General features: G+C 38.2%; 23 protein-coding genes. 4 read left to right on the forward strand and 19 right to left on the reverse strand.

Annotated elements, in window-relative coordinates; all coding sequences use genetic code 11:
- Nucleotide 1 precedes the first annotated feature (1 nt).
- From murI to arcA, 19 genes are all read right to left on the reverse strand, one after another.
- A complete protein-coding gene (murI, locus tag KO172_RS01600; RefSeq protein WP_215491833.1) occupies nucleotides 2-757 on the reverse strand; it encodes a glutamate racemase in 756 nt (251 codons plus the stop codon).
- Between the two features lies 1 nt (nucleotide 758).
- Nucleotides 759-1,340 carry a recombination mediator RecR gene (gene recR / locus KO172_RS01605; protein WP_215491834.1) on the reverse strand — a complete coding sequence of 194 codons (582 nt, stop codon included), beginning with the start codon at nucleotides 1,338-1,340 and terminating at the stop codon, nucleotides 759-761.
- Nucleotides 1,340-1,669 (reverse strand): YbaB/EbfC family nucleoid-associated protein, encoded by a 330-nt coding sequence (locus KO172_RS01610; RefSeq protein WP_445080631.1) that lies wholly within the window; start codon nucleotides 1,667-1,669, stop codon nucleotides 1,340-1,342. The genes recR and KO172_RS01610 overlap by 1 nt, the downstream gene beginning before the upstream one ends.
- 6 nt (nucleotides 1,670-1,675) lie before the next feature.
- The gene (dnaX, locus tag KO172_RS01615; protein ID WP_215491836.1) at nucleotides 1,676-3,505 is read right to left on the reverse strand and encodes a DNA polymerase III subunit gamma/tau; all 1,830 of its coding nucleotides are present in this window, start codon (nucleotides 3,503-3,505) and stop codon (nucleotides 1,676-1,678) included.
- 138 nt (nucleotides 3,506-3,643) lie between these two features.
- On the reverse strand, nucleotides 3,644-4,615 hold the full coding sequence (locus KO172_RS01620) for a redoxin family protein (RefSeq protein WP_215491837.1): 972 nt from the start codon (nucleotides 4,613-4,615) through the stop codon (nucleotides 3,644-3,646).
- Between the two features lie 98 nt (nucleotides 4,616-4,713).
- On the reverse strand, nucleotides 4,714-5,685 hold the full coding sequence (locus tag KO172_RS01625; protein ID WP_215491838.1) for a stalk domain-containing protein: 972 nt from the start codon (nucleotides 5,683-5,685) through the stop codon (nucleotides 4,714-4,716).
- Between the two features lie 106 nt (nucleotides 5,686-5,791).
- Nucleotides 5,792-6,136 (reverse strand): hypothetical protein, encoded by a 345-nt coding sequence (locus tag KO172_RS01630; protein WP_215491839.1) that lies wholly within the window; start codon nucleotides 6,134-6,136, stop codon nucleotides 5,792-5,794.
- 303 nt (nucleotides 6,137-6,439) lie between these two features.
- Entirely contained in the window at nucleotides 6,440-6,667 is a 228-nt protein-coding gene (locus KO172_RS01635; protein WP_215491840.1) for a type II toxin-antitoxin system RelB/DinJ family antitoxin, read from the reverse strand.
- Nucleotides 6,668-6,732: 65 nt separating this feature from the next.
- The gene (locus tag KO172_RS01640; protein WP_215491841.1) at nucleotides 6,733-7,470 is read right to left on the reverse strand and encodes a hypothetical protein; all 738 of its coding nucleotides are present in this window, start codon (nucleotides 7,468-7,470) and stop codon (nucleotides 6,733-6,735) included.
- 118 nt (nucleotides 7,471-7,588) lie between these two features.
- Entirely contained in the window at nucleotides 7,589-8,206 is a 618-nt protein-coding gene (locus KO172_RS01645; RefSeq protein WP_215491842.1) for a class I SAM-dependent DNA methyltransferase, read from the reverse strand.
- Nucleotides 8,207-8,355: 149 nt separating this feature from the next.
- Nucleotides 8,356-8,586: a glutaredoxin family protein gene (locus KO172_RS01650; protein WP_215491843.1), complete on the reverse strand. Its 231-nt coding sequence runs from the start codon at nucleotides 8,584-8,586 to the stop codon at nucleotides 8,356-8,358.
- A gap of 130 nt (nucleotides 8,587-8,716) precedes the next feature.
- Nucleotides 8,717-9,367, reverse strand: a complete 651-nt coding sequence (locus KO172_RS01655) for a Crp/Fnr family transcriptional regulator (protein WP_215491844.1) — start codon at nucleotides 9,365-9,367, stop codon at nucleotides 8,717-8,719.
- Nucleotides 9,368-9,520: 153 nt separating this feature from the next.
- On the reverse strand, nucleotides 9,521-10,867 hold the full coding sequence (locus KO172_RS01660) for a sodium-dependent transporter (protein WP_215491845.1): 1,347 nt from the start codon (nucleotides 10,865-10,867) through the stop codon (nucleotides 9,521-9,523).
- A gap of 15 nt (nucleotides 10,868-10,882) precedes the next feature.
- Nucleotides 10,883-12,172, reverse strand: coding sequence for a glycine/betaine/sarcosine/D-proline family reductase selenoprotein B (locus tag KO172_RS01665; protein ID WP_215491846.1), 1,290 nt, complete (start codon nucleotides 12,170-12,172; stop codon nucleotides 10,883-10,885).
- 9 nt (nucleotides 12,173-12,181) lie between these two features.
- Nucleotides 12,182-13,468 carry a glycine/sarcosine/betaine reductase component B subunit gene (locus tag KO172_RS01670; RefSeq protein WP_215491847.1) on the reverse strand — a complete coding sequence of 429 codons (1,287 nt, stop codon included), beginning with the start codon at nucleotides 13,466-13,468 and terminating at the stop codon, nucleotides 12,182-12,184.
- Between the two features lie 14 nt (nucleotides 13,469-13,482).
- Nucleotides 13,483-13,833, reverse strand: a complete 351-nt coding sequence (locus KO172_RS01675; RefSeq protein WP_215491848.1) for a GrdX family protein — start codon at nucleotides 13,831-13,833, stop codon at nucleotides 13,483-13,485.
- A 434-nt stretch (nucleotides 13,834-14,267) separates the two neighbouring features.
- Nucleotides 14,268-15,170, reverse strand: a complete 903-nt coding sequence (gene arcC, locus KO172_RS01680; RefSeq protein WP_215491849.1) for a carbamate kinase — start codon at nucleotides 15,168-15,170, stop codon at nucleotides 14,268-14,270.
- A 1-nt stretch (nucleotide 15,171) separates the two neighbouring features.
- On the reverse strand, nucleotides 15,172-16,173 hold the full coding sequence (argF, locus tag KO172_RS01685; RefSeq protein ID WP_215491850.1) for an ornithine carbamoyltransferase: 1,002 nt from the start codon (nucleotides 16,171-16,173) through the stop codon (nucleotides 15,172-15,174).
- Nucleotides 16,174-16,213: 40 nt separating this feature from the next.
- Nucleotides 16,214-17,437, reverse strand: coding sequence for an arginine deiminase (gene arcA / locus KO172_RS01690; RefSeq protein WP_215491851.1), 1,224 nt, complete (start codon nucleotides 17,435-17,437; stop codon nucleotides 16,214-16,216).
- A gap of 318 nt (nucleotides 17,438-17,755) precedes the next feature.
- Here arcA and KO172_RS01695 point away from each other — a divergent pair, with 318 nt between their 5' ends.
- Genes KO172_RS01695 through KO172_RS01710 form a run of 4 tightly spaced genes read left to right on the forward strand, consistent with a single transcriptional unit; the run spans nucleotide 17,756 to nucleotide 20,421 of the window.
- Complete coding sequence (locus tag KO172_RS01695) at nucleotides 17,756-18,883, forward strand: TlpA family protein disulfide reductase (protein WP_215491852.1); 1,128 nt, start codon at nucleotides 17,756-17,758, stop codon at nucleotides 18,881-18,883.
- 1 nt (nucleotide 18,884) lies between these two features.
- Complete coding sequence (locus tag KO172_RS01700; protein WP_215491853.1) at nucleotides 18,885-19,025, forward strand: CD1871A family CXXC motif-containing protein; 141 nt, start codon at nucleotides 18,885-18,887, stop codon at nucleotides 19,023-19,025.
- 4 nt (nucleotides 19,026-19,029) lie between these two features.
- On the forward strand, nucleotides 19,030-19,920 hold the full coding sequence (locus KO172_RS01705; RefSeq protein ID WP_215491854.1) for a 4Fe-4S binding protein: 891 nt from the start codon (nucleotides 19,030-19,032) through the stop codon (nucleotides 19,918-19,920).
- Nucleotides 19,921-19,962: 42 nt separating this feature from the next.
- Nucleotides 19,963-20,421, forward strand: coding sequence for a MarR family winged helix-turn-helix transcriptional regulator (locus KO172_RS01710; RefSeq protein ID WP_215491855.1), 459 nt, complete (start codon nucleotides 19,963-19,965; stop codon nucleotides 20,419-20,421).
- Nucleotides 20,422-20,644: the final 223 nt, after the last annotated feature.

Consider the following 20,644-nt stretch of genomic DNA (forward strand, 5'->3'; position numbering starts at 1 on the left):
CCTAGATTTCTATATAGTCTTGTATATTAAGTTTTTTGTCTATATTAAGTGTCCTTAAGCTCCTAAGGTAAGTGTCCTTGCCCTTTGTTGTGTAGATCTTAAAGTCGCCTTTACTAAGACCGCTCATGTCGAAGCTCTTTGCAAGTAGCTCTGCAGGCTTTATAAAGCTAAGCTCTGGCATAAGGTCTTTGAATACACTGTCAATGAACTCGTAGTGCGTGCATCCCAAGATAAGTGTTTTGTAGTCCCCACTATCAATACACTTCTTGTACTCAGTAAGCTCGTCTTCGATGATGTCCCTGTTATCATCAAAGTTTTCAATAAGAGCTGCAAGTGATGCGCTCGCCATCTCTAAAAGATCAGTGGCACCAATCTCCTTAAGTCTTTTGTCATACTCTTTAGAAGCGATGGTAAACTTTGTAGCAAGTATCGCCATCTTCCTAAGTCCTAAGTTCTTTACCTCGTCTATGGCAGGCGTAACTATGTTGTAGAGCTTGATCTTGTGTGTGTAGTTTGTATTAAGTATAGCACTACTCATAGTGTTGCAAGCGACAAGGCAGTCTGTAACGCCCTTTTCGTATAAGAAGTCTAAAATATTTTCCATGCAGGAAAGAATTTCATCACGGCTCATATTGCCATAAGGCACTCTTAGGTTGTCCCCAAAGTAATTTATTTCGATCTCTTTATTAAGTTTAAGGAGCTCACGAACAACTGATAAGCCCCCTATACCTGAATCAATAACTGCTAATTTCTTCATATCACATGTCCACACGATTGTCTATCGCCTTTCTGATGGTTTCTGCGTCGTAGTAGCTAAGGTCTGCGCCCATAGGAACGCCGGTACCTATCCTAGTTACCTTGACAGTCTTGTCAGGGATGTTCTCCTTGATGTAGTTTGCTGTCGCCGTGCCTGCAACGTCTGGATCAGTTGCAATGATGAGTTCCTTTACACTGCCGTCTAGCCTTTGGAATAGCTCAGGAATGTTTATCTCCTCAGGTCCTACGCCCTCAAGCATGTTGATGGTGCCGCCTAAGACGTGATAAAGGCCGTTGTAGCCGCCTTCTCTGTCAAGGCGCATAACGTTCTCTTCCTTTTCTACTACTAATATGGTAGAGTGGTCTCTCTCATCATCGGAGCAAATTTCGCATATGTCCGCCTCGCTATAGTTACAGCAGATTTTGCATCTATGAGTAGAGTTAAGGGTCTCTTCTATGTCCCTTGCAAGACTCATAGCCTTGTCTTTGTTATTCAAAAGGTAGTAGGCGAACTTTATAGACGACTTCGAACCAAATTGCGGAAACGACTCTAAGTTTTTTACTAGCTTATCTAGCTTATCCATTATAGTCCTGGAATACCTAGGCCGCCAGTTAGCTTACCCATCTCAGTGTTCATAAGGTCATCAGCCTTGGCGATGGCTTCGTTCACTGCAACCATGATTAAGTCTTCTAGCATTTCAACGTCGTCTTTGTCAACTACTTCTGGATCTATGGTGATCGCTGTGATCTCTTTTTTGCCTGTGATCTCGACCTTAACCATGCCCTTATCTACTTCTAGGGTAGTAGCCTCGATCTCCTCTTGCTTCTTTTGCATGTTTTCTTGCGCCTTTTTTAGCTGCTTCATCATGTTATTCATGTTGCCGCCCATTTGTGGGAATCCTTTTCTCATAATTACCTCCTACTTAATTATAAGCTTGCCGCCCAAGAACTCTTTTAGATCCTCTCTGAGTTTGAGAGTCTTCTTCTCTTGGTCGGAGCTTTCAACTTTTATATCAATAATATCACTAAAGTATTTGTTGAGTGTTTCAAGTATCATGTCCTTGTTCATCTTGATAAGCGAAACGTTTGTGTCAACTGCTACGTCTCTTGTCTTTTTTAGCACAAGGACGCCGGATAGAACTTTTACGTACTCAAAGTCTGTGAATATGGCCTTAAGTACGCGCATAGCCTCGTCTTTTAAGAAGGCTTCGTAGAGTGAGTTCATCTTTTCGTAGTCCTCTTCTACTTCTTCTGCTACTTCAGAGCTCTCATCTGGGGCTATGGCCTCATCCTCTTTCGCTTCGTCAAAATTTTCTTCTGTGTTTTGTTTTTCTTCTGTCTCTTGTTTTTCTGCTGTATTTTGTTTTTCTTCTATGTTTTGTTTTTCTTCTATGCTTTGTTTTTTATCTATATCTTGATTTTCTGCCGCCTTTTCTTCGCGTGCTATGTCTTGATTTTTTGCTATGTCTTGATTTTTTTCTTCTGGCTTAGCTTCTTCCTCTGGAGCTGCAAAGTAGAAACCTTCATCTTCGTAGTCAACCATGCCCATCTCTAAGCTAGCTAAGTCATCAAAAGAGTCGTCTTGATTAGCCCTATCTGTTTTTGCCGAAGTGGCTGCGCCATTGCAATTAACACCGGCTTCACTCGCAGGATGCGCTAAGTTAGTAACTGTGACGCTCCTATCAAAGTTCATCTTCATAACGTCGCTATCAAGGCTCATAACCTTAAGGCCTGCCATCTCGACGAAGATCCTCTTTTCCTTAACGAACTTCATCCTTTCAAGGTAGTCCATGTATATGTCGATGGCGTTTATGATGTCCATAAGCTTGATGTCGAAAGTGAAATTGTACTTAGAAAGTTTATTTACTTTGTCGTATAAAATCTCTCTAAGCGCTTTAATTATGCCGTCTACTATCATCGCTTCGTCCTTACCATCAATAAAGAGCTTGTCTAAGTTGGCATAATACTTTTCAAGATTGCGCGTGAACAAGGCCTCAGCTATGCCTATGGAGTAGGACTCATCAAGTAGTCCCAAGGCTTTAAGTACGCTCTCCTTCGTAAGTGTGTCTGAGTAGCTGATTGTGCTCTCAAGCATGGAAAGCGCGTCTCTCATCGAGCCTGCACCTGCTCTAGCAACTGCTTCTACGGCTTCGTCTTCGTATTTTTTGCCAATAATCTCTAGCACTCGCTTAAGGTTCTTCGCGATGAGCTCCTCGTCTATCCTCTTAAAGTCGAAGCGCTGAACACGGGAGATGATGGTTTTAGGTATCCTCTCGGGCTCTGTTGTCGCAAGTATGAAGATTAAGTGCTTCGGTGGCTCCTCAAGTATCTTCAAAAGTGCGTTGAAGGCGCCCTTTGATAGCATGTGCACCTCGTCTATGATGTAGACTTTGTACTTTAGCTTATTCGGTAGGTAGATGGCTTTATCGCGCAGCTCGCGTATATTGTCAACGGAGTTGTTTGATGCAGCGTCTAGCTCTATGATGTCGACTGCCTTGCCGCTCATTGCCTCAAGACAGTTCTCGCACTCGTTGCACGGCTCGGCATCATGCGTGTTAAGGCAGTTAATTGCTCTTGCAAAAACTTTCGCAAGCGATGTCTTACCTGTTCCACGCGTGCCGGTAAATAGGTAGGCGTGAGATAGTCTACTTAGCATTATTTGATTTTTAAGTATGGTTGTGATGTGGTCTTGACCGATGATTTCGTTAAAAGTCTTGGGTCTAAACCTACGATACAAAGCTTCGCTCATCCCTTGCCTCCTATAAATACAGTTATAAGTATTATATCACAAAAATAAAAAAAAATAAAGACGTGAGTAGTCTTTACGAAGTGGCTAAAGCATAAATATGCTGATAAGAAAAAGGCTCTCATATGAAAGCCCTATCTATTATTCAATAAACTTATCTATAGCTCTTTTGTATCTTTCGTAGTTGCCATATGCTGAAGCACCAATTAAAGTATCAACAACATTGCCCTCGCTATCTATGATGAAGCTAGTAGGTAGACCTGTGATTAGTGTGTCTAGGAAGGCTTTAGCTTCTTGTGTAGAAACATAGTTTTTAAACTTAGCGTTTGCTTTGCCAAGTATGTTTTTTGCATCACTTATAGTTAAGTCTCTAATGTTCTTATCTGTGCTAGATGATGAGTCCATAAGCGGCTTTATATCTCTAACTATGCCGATGAAGCCTACCTTATCCTTGTAGTCTTCGCCAAGCTTAGCAAGCTCTGGCATCTCGTTTCTGCATGGACCGCAGAAAGTTCCCCAAACATTAACAAAGGTATAGTCGTGCTCAGAGAGTATATCTGCAATCTTCGTCTTATTGCCATCGAAGTCTTCAAGGTCGAACTTAAGCTTGCACTCCTTCTTAAGCTTATCAGACTTTATAATAACTGTTCTACTTTCTTCGTCATAGTCAAGTTTAAAGCCCACTAAGTCTGAGAAACTTCTTAGCTCGATGTAGTTACTGCCAGAGATAAGAGCTGATCTAAGCTTTCTTTCCTTGCCATCTACAACTAGGTTCATATCTTGCATAGTAGCAGTAGCTTCTTTACTTGCTATAGGCTTTAAGTCACTTGCTAATTTTTTGTATGGTTTAGCTAGCTCAAGCTTAACAAGCCCTCTTTCTGAGTCGTAGCCAACATTGAACTGCGCCTTCTTGCCATTAAGTAAGGCTGCCATGTCACGAAGCTTTAGGTAATTTTTACCGCCAATGATGTAGGCAGCAGCGTTTATGCTCTTGCCGTTAAGTGTAAACTTTTGTGTGCTCATCACAGCCTTCTCTTTACTCGCCGCCATGGACATAGGCATAAGTGTTACTAGCATAAGTATTGCTAGTAGTAGTGAAATTTTCTTTTTCATTTTCTCCCTCCTGTATTATAAGTTTACTTAATTAAATTTTAGCATATATATAAAATATTTGCAACGAAAAAGGGCTCTCATGTGAAAGCCCTTAATAGTTATTTAATATATTTCTTCAATGCTCTTTCATATTTTTCATAGAAGCCATAAGCGCCAACGCCAACAAATGTTTCAAGTATATTGCCTTCGCTATCAAAGATGAAAACTGTTGGAAAGGCTTTGATCTTAAAATTAAAATACTTCTCAGCCGCTTGACTAGGACATAGATTGGAATATTTGGCATTAGCTTGGTTTAATAAGTCCTTTGCCGTAGTTATATTTTCTTCTCTAGTCTTCTTGTCATAATCACTTGATGTGCTAGTAAGAGGCTCAATGTTATGAATAACGCCAAGGAAGCCAGCTTTGCCATTATAATCGTTTGCAAGCTTTGTTAAGTCAGGCAGTTCTTTTTTGCATTGTGCGTACTCAGTCGACCAAACGTTGACTAAAGTGTATTCGTGCTCGGCTAATATGTCAGCTATATTATATTTTTTGCCGTCGAAGTCTTCTAAATCAAAATCAAGCTTGCAAGGCATTTTAACTTTTTCTGACTTAAGTATTACAGTTCTTGTCTTTGCGTCATAGCCAACGCTAAAACCAAGTAATTTAGCTAAGTCCCTTAGTTCGATGTAATTTGTTTCGATAATAAAGGCAGATTTAAGTTTTTTCTCTTTGCCATCGATAAGGACATCCATGTTTCTCATAGTCGCCCAAAGCTCTTTTTGAGATGAATAAGTCTTGATATCTGATAGGTCTTCATATGGCTTATTCGTTTCGATACTAACAAGATGCTTGTCGTTGTCGTAGTCAACGTAGAATTGCGCCTTTGTTCCTCTAAGTGCAGCGGCTGCATCACGAAGTTTTAAATAATTTTTCCCCTTTATAATATAAGCTCTAATCTCATGCGCCTCGCCGTTAACTGTAAACTTTTGAGTGCTCTCCATAGCCTTTTTTTCGCTCACAGCCATTGACATAGGCATAAGTGTCACTAGCATAAGAACTACTAATAATAACGAAATTTTCTTTTTCATTTTTTCCTCCTTGATTTACCCTGCTAACAAAGTATATTGCTTGTAAATATATTATACCACTGAAAATAAATTTTGGCAAGAAAAAAGGGCTCTCATATGAAAGCCGTTAATAGTCATTTAAATTGTATTCATAATTATACGGTCCAAACCTTTGGTGAATTTCAATCTTAAACACAGCTCCGTTCCACTCTGTTTCACAGGCATCACTGCCCAAGACATAACCTTGGTCGTTTGTGTAGAAATCGTCCTTAATCTTACGGATGAAAAATATGTTTTCTCTTTTATACATATCAAGTGTCGTACTAAATAAAAAGTTATATTCGCTTATAACGGCTGTGTTTTTACCATCGTCTGAAGTAAATTCGTAGTATTCATTGGAGCCAAAACCGATAAAAAGGCCTACACACGCTGTGAATAAAACTACTACCGCAATTATTAACGCAATTATCACTTTGACAAATAGTTTTTTATTTGTATTCAAAATGAACGATAGAGCATAAATTATCCACGCTGCAGCTAGCAAGGTAAGCCCAAAGCAAAGCCCCGGAAATGTTATGTGTATGAAGACTAAGTTTACTGAAAAAATTAGTCCAGTGAGCTTAGTTACGAGATAGATGAGTCCGGTGACTGCTAAGTATATCAGGCTTAGAAGTAGATTTCTTCGTATGACCTTGTCACCCAATCGCTCCTTGAAAATGTTTTTTATACTTTCCATCTTAGTTTAAAATCTCTACTTCATCTATACTCACATAAATCACTTTGAAAGCTCCCTAAATGCTTCATCGTATTCATTCATAATGTCTTCACTTATCTTTTCTGTATTATTTAGCTTTAAATTTAGTGGCAAAGCATTCTCTCTAATTGATTGCTTTACAAACAGGTTGATAGCTGTCGATACGTTTAGTCCAAGTTCATCAACTAAGTTTATAAATTTTTCCTTATCATTCTTATCCATCGATATTGTTAAATTACTTTTTGACATATTCTCACTTCCTCATGTATATTATACATCTATTACACATGTAAATCAAGTGTAAGTCTCAGTGCTTAGTCTAGAACTTCTACTTCATAAGCTGAATCGATGGTAATTAATGCGCTTGATGTCAGCTCTGTGTTGTGAGCTGTGCCGTCGAAGTAGACTGTGACTTTTTTGCCTTCAATATCTTTAGGATCAACCGGCTCTCTGTCCTTTTGAACGACTACAAAATCAAGTTTTACTAAGAATGGATTTGGATACTCGGTATTTTTACCAAAAACATATTTAAACTCTTCTGGAACGACTATATCTTTTATTCTAAGCATAGTAGCGTCCTTTGTAGTCTCGTCACAAACAACTTCCTCTACAGTTCCTGTAAAATTTGCAACATATTTTTTAGTTTCGCTCCAATTGTCTCCAGTCGAGAACAAAAGATATTTGTCATCGTAGTGAACAGTTAAAAAGCCCTCTCCAGCGTATTGGTACTCGCATTTATCAAAGTTTGACTCACCGTCGTTCTTTGGAAACTCATTAGTAGGAACGACTTTGTCGATCTTGCCGTCCATGGTGCCGCAAGTAACTAGATTATTTAAACAGCCAGTATCCTTGTATAATTTGCCGTCAAGCATAACAGCTGGGATTAGAGCTCCCTCATCAGTTCTATCTGGCTCGTCTATTTCATTTGCTTCATTTGTTTCATTTGTTTCGTTTGCTTCGCTTTTTTCCTTTGGCATCTCATTTGGCTTTTGACACGCAAAGGCACTTGTTAGCATTGCTAAAATCATTAATATAAGTAAAAACTTTTTCATATCATCACTTCCTTGTCTGTATTATATCACAATAAAGCATACCTTAAATGGATTTTCATTAATTGTTACTATTTTGTAAGAAATAAAAGGGCCCATAGCACTGCCATGGACCAAAAAACTATTCTTCTAAAATCAAAACGCCTGAGCAAAAACTTATTTTTTCGAAAATTGCTTTTGGAAAATCTTTCTTGATGCTCTCATAAACAAGGTAGTACTCGTCATCATCCCAATAATCTATTGACTCTTCTCTGCAAGCTTCTAATGATGCAAGATCCACAAAACTAACGTCGCCTATAAAAATTTTGCCTCCATCATTAAGAAGGCTAAGTAAAGTCATTAAAAAATCTTTTTTCTCAGCATCAATTATGTGATGAAGTGAATATGTTGCGAGTATCGCGTCGTATTTTTCATTTAAAATGCTCTTGTCTAAGGCTTTTGCGAAATCGCCTTCATATAATTTTGCCTTTGGCATCTTTTTTTGTGCTATCTCAAGCATATTCTTTGAAAAGTCTTGACCGTGTATCTCAAGACCGTCATCATAAAGCTTTTGCGTTAAAACCGCCGTACCAAAGCCTATGTCAAGAACTTTTTTTGCCTTCATAGTTCTTACTGCGTTATAGATGTATGCAAGAACATCTTTATATCCAGCGAATGGATATTCGTCCCCACTCTCAGAGATTTCAACAGTTTTGTCGTAATCCTGAGCCCATAAATCAAAACCAAATTTGTCTAGCATAAGTCCTCCTTATGTTTATTTTTTATAATTATATCATAATTTTAATCATAACTCGAAGAATTTCGGTGGGTTTCCACCTTTTTTCTTCGAGTCCATATAAGAGGCATAAAAAAAGTATGCACAACGTGGTACATACTTTAATAAATATCTTAGCCTTCTAATGCTGCGTCGATCTTTGCTTTGTCGTAGCCAAGGATCTTTTCATCACCTATAATTACAACTGGAACACCTGTGAAGCCCATCTTCATCATTTCCATCCTAGCTTCTTTGTCTTCTGCGATGTTCTTTTCTGTGTATTTTAATCCTTTGCTGTCTAGGTAATCCTTCACCATGTGGCAGAATGAACAAGTTGTGCTTGTATAAACTGTAATGTCTTTCATAATAATATCCCTCCTTAAATTCTTTCACCCCATATATACCCACGGCTAATTCATTCTAAACAAAAAAGGAGTGACGGCTAATTCATTCTAAACAAAAAAGGAGTGAATTAACACTCCTTCTGAATATTTATTAATCGATGATTTTTCTTAGGTAGTCTCTGTTTAGTATCCTTATGTCCATACCATCTACGCTGATGGCTTTGTCTTCTGAGAACTTTTTCAGCTCTTGGTTAAGGCTCGGTCTGTTGACGCGTAGTATGTCTGAGAGCATAATTTGTGAGGATGGCATCTTGAGGTAGTCGACCTCTTCAAGGTGCAGTATCCAGTAGGCAAGTCTTTGCGAAACTTTTGAGTACTGTGTCGCTCTTATGACTAGCTTGTTAAAACAAGTGTACTCTGCGACGAACTTAAGTATGTTCTTAGTTAGGACTATGTCTGTGTCCATGATCTTCTCAAAGTCTTGAAGCGGTAGGAAGTAGACTGTTGTCTTTCGTGTTGCATAGACGTCATAAGGCAGCTCGTGTGTGTTACCAAAGTATAGGTAGAATGGAAACGCATCCCCTGCAACGTAGTAGGATGAGACGATCTCTTTACCGTTTATGTTGTACTCGCACGCTTTTAAGCAGCCACTTTCTATGAACATGGCGTATTTTAAATCTGAGTCTTTGCTAAAGACTTTTTCTCCTGACTCAAAGGTCTTTACCAATATGTCTAAGCTTTCTATCTCGGCCTTCGATTTTTTGGATATGCCTTCAAATAGTTTAAAATTCAAAATTCTCATTTATAAGTACTCCTCTTAATATATTTTATCAAAAAAAAGCACAAAAGTAAACAAAAATATTTTCTTAGCTAATGTGCAAAATAAAAATACCAGACTCAGCCATAAGCCAAGTCTGGTACTAATACTATCTAAATATATTAAAATTTTATATCTTTAGAATATTCCAAGTCCTCTTACGAAGATTACTATCAATACGAATGGTAGTACGTATGAAACGTATTTCAATACCTTTGGTACCTTTAATGAGTTTGCTCCTGTGTTAACATCTTCTCTGAATACATCGAATTTCCACTTAAATAATGTGTATAGTATTAATGCTATCGCACCTAGTGGCATTAGGATGTTGCCTGATAAGAAGTCTGCGAAGTCAAACATATTTCTTCCTAGTATTGTTACGTCTTTTAGTATATTTTGTCCAAATATTGTTAGTAAACCTACTATAAAGATTGAAGCTAGTGCGTAAACAACGCCTTTCTTTCTGCTTATCTTTAATAACTCTGAGAATGATGAACTTACTGGCTCTAGGTAACCTAGTGCTGATGATAATGCTGCAAAGAACATTAGTAGGAAGAATAATACTCCGAAGAATCTTCCGAATGGTAAGTGCATAAATACGTTACTCATTGTTATGAATAAAAGGTTTGAACCTGAGTCTGCTGGTAGGTTAAGTGCGAATACTGCAGGGAATATAGCAAAGCCTGCTATAAGTGCTGCTAATGTATCGAAGCCTATAACCATAAGACCGTCTGTTGGTATATCAGAATCTTTGTTTAGGTATGAACCATAGACGAAAGCTCCTCCACTTGCTATACCTACTGAGAAGAAGCATTGTCCTAAGGCTGCAAGTATTGATTCTGAGTTAATCTTTGAGAAGTCTACGTTCATATACCACTTAACGCCTTCCATAGCGTTAGGTAATGTTACTGATCTAACTACAACTAGTACTAGCATTATAAATAGTGCTGGCATCATAAACTTACAAGCTTTTTCCAAGCCGTCGTTTAAGTTTTGTGCTGAGATTATACCTATAATTACTGTACATACTAGTGTGAATATTACGAGTGTTGCTGGGCTATCTATCATTTTTGCGAAAGTTTCAGCATATTGTTCTGTTGCAAAGCCTGCCATCTCGCCTGTTGCCATCTTTATAAGATAGTTTAGTATCCAACCCATTATTTGTATATAATAAGTTAGTATAAAGAATGCGCTTAGTACGCCTAGCCAACCAAAGCTTGTCCAAGGACTGCCTTTTTTAGTTAGCTTTCTCATACCTAGGATAGGGCTCGCTTGTGCTTTTCTTCCAAGTGCTACTTCCATGTAGAATAGAGGTATTCCGATGAACACGCATATTAGTAAGTAAACTAATACGAACGCTCCACCTCCATTTGTTCCTACTAAATAAGGGAACCTCCATACGTTTCCTAAGCCGATGGAAAATCCGGCTGCCGCCATGATATATCCAAATCTACTATTCCAAGTACCTCTACTTTTGTCGCTCATAACTACACCTCCACGCTATGCTTTAAATATAGTTGGTTTGTCTACCTTTGTTTGTAATGCTTTGATTGCTCTTTCTACTAATTCCTCTCTTAGGCCTTCTTCACGAGCACCTAATTCTGGATTTCCAACTGGATATGGAATTGCTACAGTTGGAACAATTCTGTTTGCACCTACTGATTGTGAAATTGTAGTTATAGTAGCCATGTGTACTATAGGGATACCATATCTTTCTATTTCTTTTACTATTGTTGCACCGCAACGTGTACAAGTACCTCACGTACTAGTCAATATTACGCCGTCAACATGTGCATCTTTTAATTCTTGTCCGATTTCTTTACCGAATCTTCTAGCGTTGGCAACTGATGTACCAGTACCTGTTGTTGTATAGAAGTATTTGTAAACTCCGCCAATAACGCCTTCTTTTTTAAGTCTTGTTAATTGATCTAGTGGAGCAACTCTGTCGGCCTTTGCGTTACAATATACTGGGTCGAAACCACCGTGGATTGTAATGAACTTGCCTTTTAGCTCGTCTAAATCGCTTACATCATACTTAGCCCACTTTTGAGCTGAAGCTGATTGAACTTTGTCTGGGTTGCCTAGAGGAACAACACCACCTGTTGTAACAAGTGCGATAACTGCCTTCTTCATATCAGCAATAGGGGAAGCTGGTTCTACTTCGTCAAATTCTGGCATTGGAAGTTCTGTTTCGAACTCTTCGCCTTTGAATCTCTTAAGAAGCATTTCAACTGCTCTTCTAGCACCAATCTTGTCAGAGAATTCAGTTAAACGTCTACCTTGTGGCATATAACCGTCTTCCTTTGGAGTAAGGCTCTTGCCTTCGATAATCTTATTAACTAAAGCTGCCATATCATGGATAGCTTCCTTCATCTTAGCAGCTGAGTCAGCTGTTTCAATGATGTAGCTGTTTAGTCTGCACATATCAACTGCAGGGTTTTCAATATACATACCAGTAACTACAGGTACGTTCTTGTCTTTTAGTAGGTTAATAACACCAGAGCAAGCCATACCATATCTACCAGCATTGAATGCAGGTCCTGCTACAACTACGTCAGGTTGAACCTTTTCAAAAACATCTAATATAAATTTGTCTGATACTTCTTTATTTTCATTGTAGTAGTTGTCACCGCAGATGATAGTACCAACAACGTGACCATCAACTAAAGCCTTATCAAAAGCTTGTGCGCAACCTACTGCTTTTTCTTCGAAATGTGGTTCGTAATCAGCTTTGTCTTCCCCACCTATTTGTCCGAAGAATTGATTTACATAGTATAATATTTTTTTCATAAATACCTCCTAGTAAAGCTTAACTGTTAGGTTATGGAAGCCTATCTCAGAAGTTGAACCGATAACTGCGTTAAGTTCGCATACTATAGTTCCTTTTTCTGCATCATAGCATCCGTCCCATCCACCTGCTAAGTTCTTAATAGCTTCAACGTTACCAATAATCTTATCTGCTTTTTCTAGGTGAACTAAGTGAGATACGTTACCTGTAGAAACTACAGCGCAAGCTTCCTTCTTAGCGTCAGCTAGTGGTTGAGAGTCTCCAGCCCAACCTGAGCACTCGTCAGTGATTAGAACTGATTTGATACCAGCCTTTTCAAGACCAGCAGAAATCATAACTAAGTCTGAGTCTGGGTTACCGTAACCTTCTTCAGAGATTACAACGCCGTCAGCTGCAAGCATCTTGCAAAGCTTAACAGTATAGTCGCAAGTTCTAAACTTACCATCAAGAGTAGTTAACTCTGGAACCATAATCTCTCCAATGAAGTTTATAGTCTTGCCGTGTTCTTTGTATAATTCCTTAATAACAGAGTTGTTTTGATGTTGGAAAGTAGTTATCTTGTCACATGCAGCAACACAGTTACCACTTACAACAGCTCCGTCAAGCTCTTCATTTGGATGAAGAAGAGTTGGAAGAATCTTCTTAACGTCAACGCCGTAGATATATACGTCGTGAAGTAAACCTTGAGCTATCATCATTTGAGCATAGACAACTCTTGGTAGATCTTTTAATCTTTCAGATTCAGTCTTGATGTCCTTAAGCTCAAATACTTCAGTATTGTCAGCTTCAACATGTTCAAGAGCGTTTCCTAAGTATTCTGCTGCCTTAAGACCTACAAGTCTTGCGCAAGTTTCGTGCTCATGTGGTTCGATATCCTTTCTAGCCTTGATGTCAACAACAACATTCAATGTTTTAGAGAATGGAGTGTAGTCAGCACCTTCGCCCCACATATCGATGATACCTTCTTGGAAACCAACAACATCACCAACAGTAACAACAGCAACATTCTTCATAATCTTAGTTGTTCCGTCACCAAGTTGTTCTAATTCACCAGTAACTCCTGGGAACTTGTTAGTTCTACCTACCCTAAATCTAGGTTCAATACAGTCCTTAACAGGAATGATTCTAGTCTTTTCGCCAGGTTTTGCTAAGTCAATACCAATTTCAGTTACAAAATCAACTTCCTCTAGGCACTTAATCATTTCTTCCTTGTTGATATAAAGAGTTTTGTTCTCAACCTTAGTAACATCAGAGAATTTAACATCTTCAATCAAGCAATTTTGATACTCTAATCTCATAATCTACCCCTTCCTTATTTTTCTAATCCTTCCTTAAGAAGAACTACATCTAAGAGTTTATAGTCATCACCGTTTTCGTAATCTGGCCTTCTTACGCCCATAGTGTTATTGTAAGTATCAATAGAATTCTCGATGACCTCAATCGATTTTTCACTGAAACCCTTCCTTAACGCTACGCTTCTAAACGGCGAGTAAAACATCCTGATTGATGCAGCAAGTGGATGAGTCACCAAAGAATACCCTAAATGTGTAAGATCTCTTACCTTGTGTAGCACATCCAAGTAATCTCCATCGACCTTTATAGTGTTTTCGTACTCGCTAAGCACTCGATCATTATTCGTAACAATTACGATATCCTTGTTCATAATCATCCTCCTTATACATAAATTAAACCATATAGAGCAAAAAAAGAAAAGTTAGAGCTCTAACAGTTTTTTTCAATTTTGTTAGTGCACTAACAGTTTTGGTATTAAATTTATTAATCCTTGCTATTGATAATATGCTGAAGTGTATATAGGGTTAATGTGAAAATAGAGATAAAAAGTGTTTTTCAAAAACAAAACTCAAAATTTAAAACTAAGAAACTAGGCATATAGTAGGAGCATCTCTATACATATGAAGCCACACATATAGTAGGAGCCACGCATATAGTTGGAGCCTTGCTATATAGTCAGAGGCTTCATATACAATTAGAGGCTCGCTATATAATTAGAGGCGTATAAAACATAAAAAAAAGAAGTGCCCTGTGGCACCCATAAAAAAAAGAGCAGACATAAATCTGCTCTTTCATATATTTCTATTACTTAGAAATTATTGTTCCAGTCTTTCCTTCGATACCTTCGCCTGCTTTTTCAAGTGATGTGATTAAACTTACTCTGCCTGGTTTCGACTCTGCAAACATGATTGCTGCTTCAACTTTTGGAAGCATTGATCCTTTTGCGAAGTGTCCTTCTTCTGAGTACTTTTTCATCTCATCTACTGTTACTTTGCTAAGCTCTTCTTGGTTTTCTTTACCGAAGTTTATGGCAACTTTTTCAACCGCTGTTAGTATGATTAGTTGATCTGCATCAACTATCTCAGCAAGTTTTTCTGAAGCGAAGTCTTTGTCGATAACTGCTGCTACGCCTTGGTAGCCTTCGCCATCTTTAATAACTGGGATTCCGCCGCCGCCAACTGTGATTACAACGTCTCCTGCTTCGATTAGGTGACTAACAACATCTTTTTCAACAACGTCGATTGGCTTTGGTGAAGCTACAACTCTTCTGTAACCTCTACCTGCGTCTTCTACGTATGTGTCGCCTGTTGCCGCACTAAGTTTTTCAGCTTCTTCTTTTGAGTAGAATAGACCGATAGGCTTAGTTGGGTTTTGGAATGCTTTGTCATCTTTATCTACTAGTACTTGTGTTATAACTGTTGCTACGTTCTTTTTGATACCTCTTTTGTTTAATTCTGCCTTGATGGCATTTTGTAAGTGGTATCCGATGTAGCCTTGGCTCATTGCACCGCATTCTGCAAATGGCATCTCGCCTTTGAATGCGTTGTTGATAAGGCCTACTTGAGGGCCATTACCGTGAGCGATGGTAACTTTGTTACCTTGTTCGATTAAGTCGACAATTGGTTTTGCTGTCTTCTTAACTAGTTCTTTTTGTTCTGCACAAGTTTTGCCTAGAGCGTTGCCGCCTAATGCAACTACTACCTTCATTCTATAGTTTTCCTATAGTTGCTACCATAACGGCTTTGATAGTGTGCATTCTGTTTTCAGCTTCGTCAAATACTCTTGAGTACTTGCTTCTGAATACTTCATCTGTAACTTCCATTTCTTTTAAGCCGTATTTTTCACCAATTTCTGCACCGATCTTAGTGTTAAGGTCGTGGAAACTTGGCAAGCAGTGTAAGAAGATAACGTGTTCATTGCCTGTAGCTTTGATCATCTTCATATCTACTTGATATGGTTTTAGAAGTTTGATTCTTTCTTCGAATTTGTCTTCTTCGCCCATTGATACCCAAACGTCTGTATAGATAACGTCTGCGCCTTTTACTGCTTTCTTAACGTCTTCTTCGAATTCGATAGTTGCGCCTGTTACTTTAGAAACTTCTTCCATTTCTTTAACAAGTTCTTTTGATGGCCATAATTCCTTTGGAGCAAGTGCTACAAAGTGCATACCCATCTTAGCAGCGCCTATCATTAGGGAGTTACCCATATTGTTTCTAGCGTCGCCTACGTAAACGAATTTAACTTCGTTGAATGGCTTTGGCACATATTCTTTAACTGTCATGAAGTCAGCTAAGATTTGTGTTGGATGGTAAAGGTCTGTTAAACCGTTCCAAACTGGTACTCCTGCATGTTTTGCAAGTGTATCAACTGTTTCTTGTTTGAAACCTCTAAATTCGATACCATCGTAGAATCTACCTAATACTTTTGCTGTATCTTCGATTGATTCTTTCTTGCCCATTTGTGAGTCTTGTGAACCTAAGAATGTAACTTGGCCACCTTCGTCCATACAAGCAACTTCGAATGAACATCTTGTTCTTGTACTAGTTTTTTCAAATAATAGTACGATGTTCTTTCTATCTAGTAAATCACCTTTAATACCTGCTCTCTTCTTAGCTTTTAAGTCGCTAGCAAGGTTTAATAGGTAGTGTATTTCATCTGGTGTAAAATCTTTTAGTGTGATGAAATTTCTGCCGTGTAAATTAACTGCCATGTTTTAATAACCTCCGTGTTTTTTAGTTTAGTTAATATAATTATTTAACGTCCTCTCTGTAAAGTGGCATAGACATACATCTTGGGCCCCCTCTACCTCTTGAAAGTTCATATGATGGCATTCTGTGTAATTTGATTCCTTCTTTTTCAAGTAGGTCATTTGTTACAACGTTTCTGTCATATACTACAACTTCGCCTGGAGCGATAGCTAATGTGTTTGAACCGTCGTTCCATTGTTCTCTTTGAGCGTCAATTCCTAATCCGCCGCCGCATCTGATTAGTTGAACTTTATCTAAGCCTAGATAGTGTGCTAGAACTTTGTCTAGTGAGTTCTTTTCTTCAGTTATAACGATCTTGTCGCCGTCTTTAACCATTGAATAAACTACTAGTGGTCCTTCAACTTCTGGATGGATAGTGAATTTATCTTTGTCAATCATTGTAAATACTGTGTCAAGGTGCATGAAAGCGTGTGATTGAGGGATGTTGATTGCAAGAACTGTCTTAAATTCGCCAGCGTTCAAAACGTTTTCAGCTAGTTTTTGAAGTGCTGCTGCTTCAGTTCTTTGAGAGATACCTACAGCTAATACATCTTTAGTAAGAATAAGTTGGTCTCCGCCTTCTGTGTGGAAAGTATCTGTTCTGTCATACCATCTAGGTACGTCTACTCCCTTGAACATTTCGTGATGGTCGTAGATATATTTACCAAATAATGTTTCTCTTCTTCTAACATTTGACCACATCTTGTTGATGGCAACACCGTGACCGATGTTTGCGAATGGGTCTCTTGTGAAGTAAGCGTTTGGCATTGGTACTGTTAAGAAATATCTGTCTGCGTCAGAGAAGTCAGCAAGTGTTTCTTTGCTTCTCTTAGTAAGCTCAGTCATTCTTGTACCAGCTATCATCTTCATAACCATATCCTTTTCAGACTTTTGTTGTAACAAAATGTCCTTCATGATATATCTTTCGTTTGGTGTGTGAAGATCAGCTTCGTCTAAGAATTCTTCGATTAAGCTTTCTTTAAGGTTTTTGTCCTTAATTACATCAGCAACTAGGTCTTCAAGATAATAAACTTCGCATCCACTTTCTTTTAAAATGTTTGCAAAGTAATCATGTTCTCTAAGTGCTTGATCTAGGTAAGGTACTTCGTCGAATAGTAGTTCTTGCATAGTATCTGGTGAAACGTTATTGATTTCTTCGCCAGGTCTGTGAAGGATTACTTTTCTAAGTTTACCAATTTCTGAATAAACTCTAACTCCTTTTTCCATAAAATCACTCCTTTATATTTTATTTGCAATTACATTTTAACATATGACAATTTAAAAAGCAAGTAATAAAATTACAATTTATTTTTAAATTGTACTAAATCGATATAGAAGTTTTATACTATAAGCAAGTTATTATTTATATATATATAATAGAAGGAAATCTTCTTTGAGATAGACATATATGAAAAATATTTTTTAATGCTTTTTCGTTGTTACTATTTTGTATAGAATATTTGCCTCATTAGCCTTGTAAATGATTTTTTTATATTGTATAATCATTTTGTAATTCGAAAGAAAAATTTTTATGGAGGTAAAAAAATGAAGAATTTAAAAAGAAATTTAATCTTACTACTTATGGCAAGCTTATTCTTATTTAGCTGCAACAAACCAAGTAGTAATGAGCATGTAGTAGATCAAAAGGAAATTGTTACTACTGAAGCTGATATGGACAAAGGTACTATAGGTATACCAACAAGTGGTGTTAGATACACTCTAAACCCTGAAGTTTGGGGCAAGCCTTTCGCTAACCCTCACGTTTTTAGTGAGCTTCTTGAAAAGAGAGACCACTCTAGTGACATCTACGGTGGTGTAAGAACAAGCTTCGCTACTATGGAAGACTTTGAAAACTACAGCAAGGTTATGACTGACAAGTCTTTAAGTGAAGAGCAAAAGAGAAAGTCTTTTGATAAGATCATCGAAGGCTACAAGAAGATGTGGGCTATCAATGTTATAGCTGATGAGAAGATGCCAAAGGACGACGAAGGCTTAAAAGCACTAACTGGCTTTGACAACAACGAAAAGCTTGCAAGTGTTGATGGATATAACTTTGTTTGGTCATATATGAACAAGGCTGAAGGCTATGGTGAAGAAGATCAAAAAGCTTACGACAAACTATATGCAGACCTTGACAATGTTAAGAACTCAATCAAGGTAGCTAAGCCAAGTAATCCAAACGCGGCTCAAGAAGCAAACAGCTCTACTAAGTTTGACTTCGACAGTGAAGACATAGAAGGCAATAAATTCGTTGCAAAGGACTTCCTAGCTAAGCACGACTATACTATAGTAAATGTTTGGGGAACTTTCTGCGGACCATGTAAAAGAGAGATGCCAGACCTTGCAAAAGTTTACGAAGAATACAAGGACAAAATAGGCTTTTTAGGTGTTGTAGCTGACATACCGGTTTCAAAGGACGATATGAGTAGTGCCTACAAGCAAAATCGTGACGAGCTACTTGCACTTGCAAACAGAATCGTTACTGACAAGGGCTGCACTTATCCAAACCTTGTTCCATCACAAGATATGAACGATAAGTTCCTTGTAAACATCACTGGCTACCCAACAACATTCGTACTTGATAAAGAAGGTAATATCGTTGGCTCACCTATCATCGGAGCTCAAGGATACGATCAATTCAAGGCACTTTGTGAAAAATATATTTCAAAATAAGATGAAAAAGAAAAGAGTAACACAGTACGTCTTTCTAGCCATGGCAATAGCTTTTCTATTCATAGGCTACAAAAGACTTGATTTTCTGACAGTTTTGAAGAAAGCTGCCAACATCTGTTTTGAATGCATAGGATTAGGTTAGAATTATGAAGATAGTTAAAAAATCAAAAAGATGGATCTCGCAAGTATTATTTTTCTTCGCGTCCAACCCCATCTTACCAAATTATTTAAAAGGAAAAATATATCAAGGCGATTTAAAACAATTTTGCGTGCCAACGCTTAACTGTTACTCTTGCCCTGCTGCGCTTGGAGCCTGCCCTATAGGCTCCTTGCAAGCATGCATAGGCTCGCCTGCACACGCGATAGCTTTCTACGTACTAGGCTTTTTGTTCCTATTTGGCATACTATTAGGTAGGTTCATCTGCGGCTTCTTGTGCCCATTCGGACTATTGCAAGACTTACTATACAAGATCAAGACAAAGAAGCTTGTGATAAAACCAAGTATCGCAAAGTACCTAAGCTACATAAAATACGTAGTGCTAGCAGTCTTTGTAGTGGGTATGCCACTACTACTAAAGGACGACTACGGTATGAGTAATCCATACTTCTGCAAGCTTATCTGCCCACAAGGCATACTAGAAGGAGGTCTTCCACTAATCGCTAAGAATGCAGACCTAAGAGCAATGCTAGGAACACTTTTCTTCTCAAAGCTTACTATCTTAATAGTAGTTGTACTGGTGAGCATATTCTCATACAGAGTATTCTGCCGTTTCATCTGCCCACTTGGAGCTATCTACGGCCTATTCAACAAGATAAGCTTCTACAACTTCTCCATCGACTCATCATGCATACACTGCAAGAAGTGCGAGAAAGTTTGTAAATTTGGCATCAAGACATACGAAAACCCTAACTCACCAGAGTGCATCAGATGTAACGACTGCGTAAGACATTGTCCAGTTAATGCCATCAAAGTGCATCACCTATTTAATCAAGGTGGATGCAGCACTTGCCCTAAGAAAGAAAATTTGACAAATTAGTCTTTGCTGTTATATAATCATAATATAAACAAGGAGGATATTATGAAGGATATAACGCGTGATATAGAGCTCTTTTTGAGAAGAGCAGACTTCGCAGTAAGAGTCGAGGGTAGAAAGGTTTTGTCGGACTTAGCAGTAACGCCACCACAGTTTACAGCCTTACAATTCATAGTTAAAGAAAAGAATAATCCCATAAGCATAGGTGATTTAAGCAGGTCCATGTGCCTTGCATTCTCAACTGTTACAGACCTTATCGATAGGATGGAAAAGCTTGGCTACGTTGAAAGACAAAAAGACGAAAAAGACAAAAGAGTCATACGCATAGTTCCGCTTGAAAAAGGCGAGGCTGTCCTAGACCAAGTTGTCGATCACAGAGTCGACTTCGTAGAGAGCGTAATCGAAGGCCACTACACAAAGGAAGAAAAGGAAACCTTGCGTGAAGAGCTTAAAAAGCTATCTGAGCTGCTTAAAGAAAGCAAAGAGAAAAAAGAGAATAAGTAGATATGTATACGTAGAGCTACACATTAATGTGTAGCTCTTTTTTTGCGCTAGGATTATGGTATAGGAACGGCCTTTATATATGCCAGACAAGATATATATAAGAAGGTTCCATATATATAAGAAGCTCATCATATATTAGTGTGTTTTTATACATAGCTAGGCCTATATACATAGCAAAATTTCTAAACAGCGCACAAAAAAAGATCCCGATACTACTCGGAAT

Origin of the sequence: Fenollaria sporofastidiosus, from assembly GCF_943169635.2 — a bacterium.
GTDB classification, from domain to species: Bacteria; Bacillota; Clostridia; order Tissierellales; family Peptoniphilaceae; genus Fenollaria; species Fenollaria sporofastidiosus.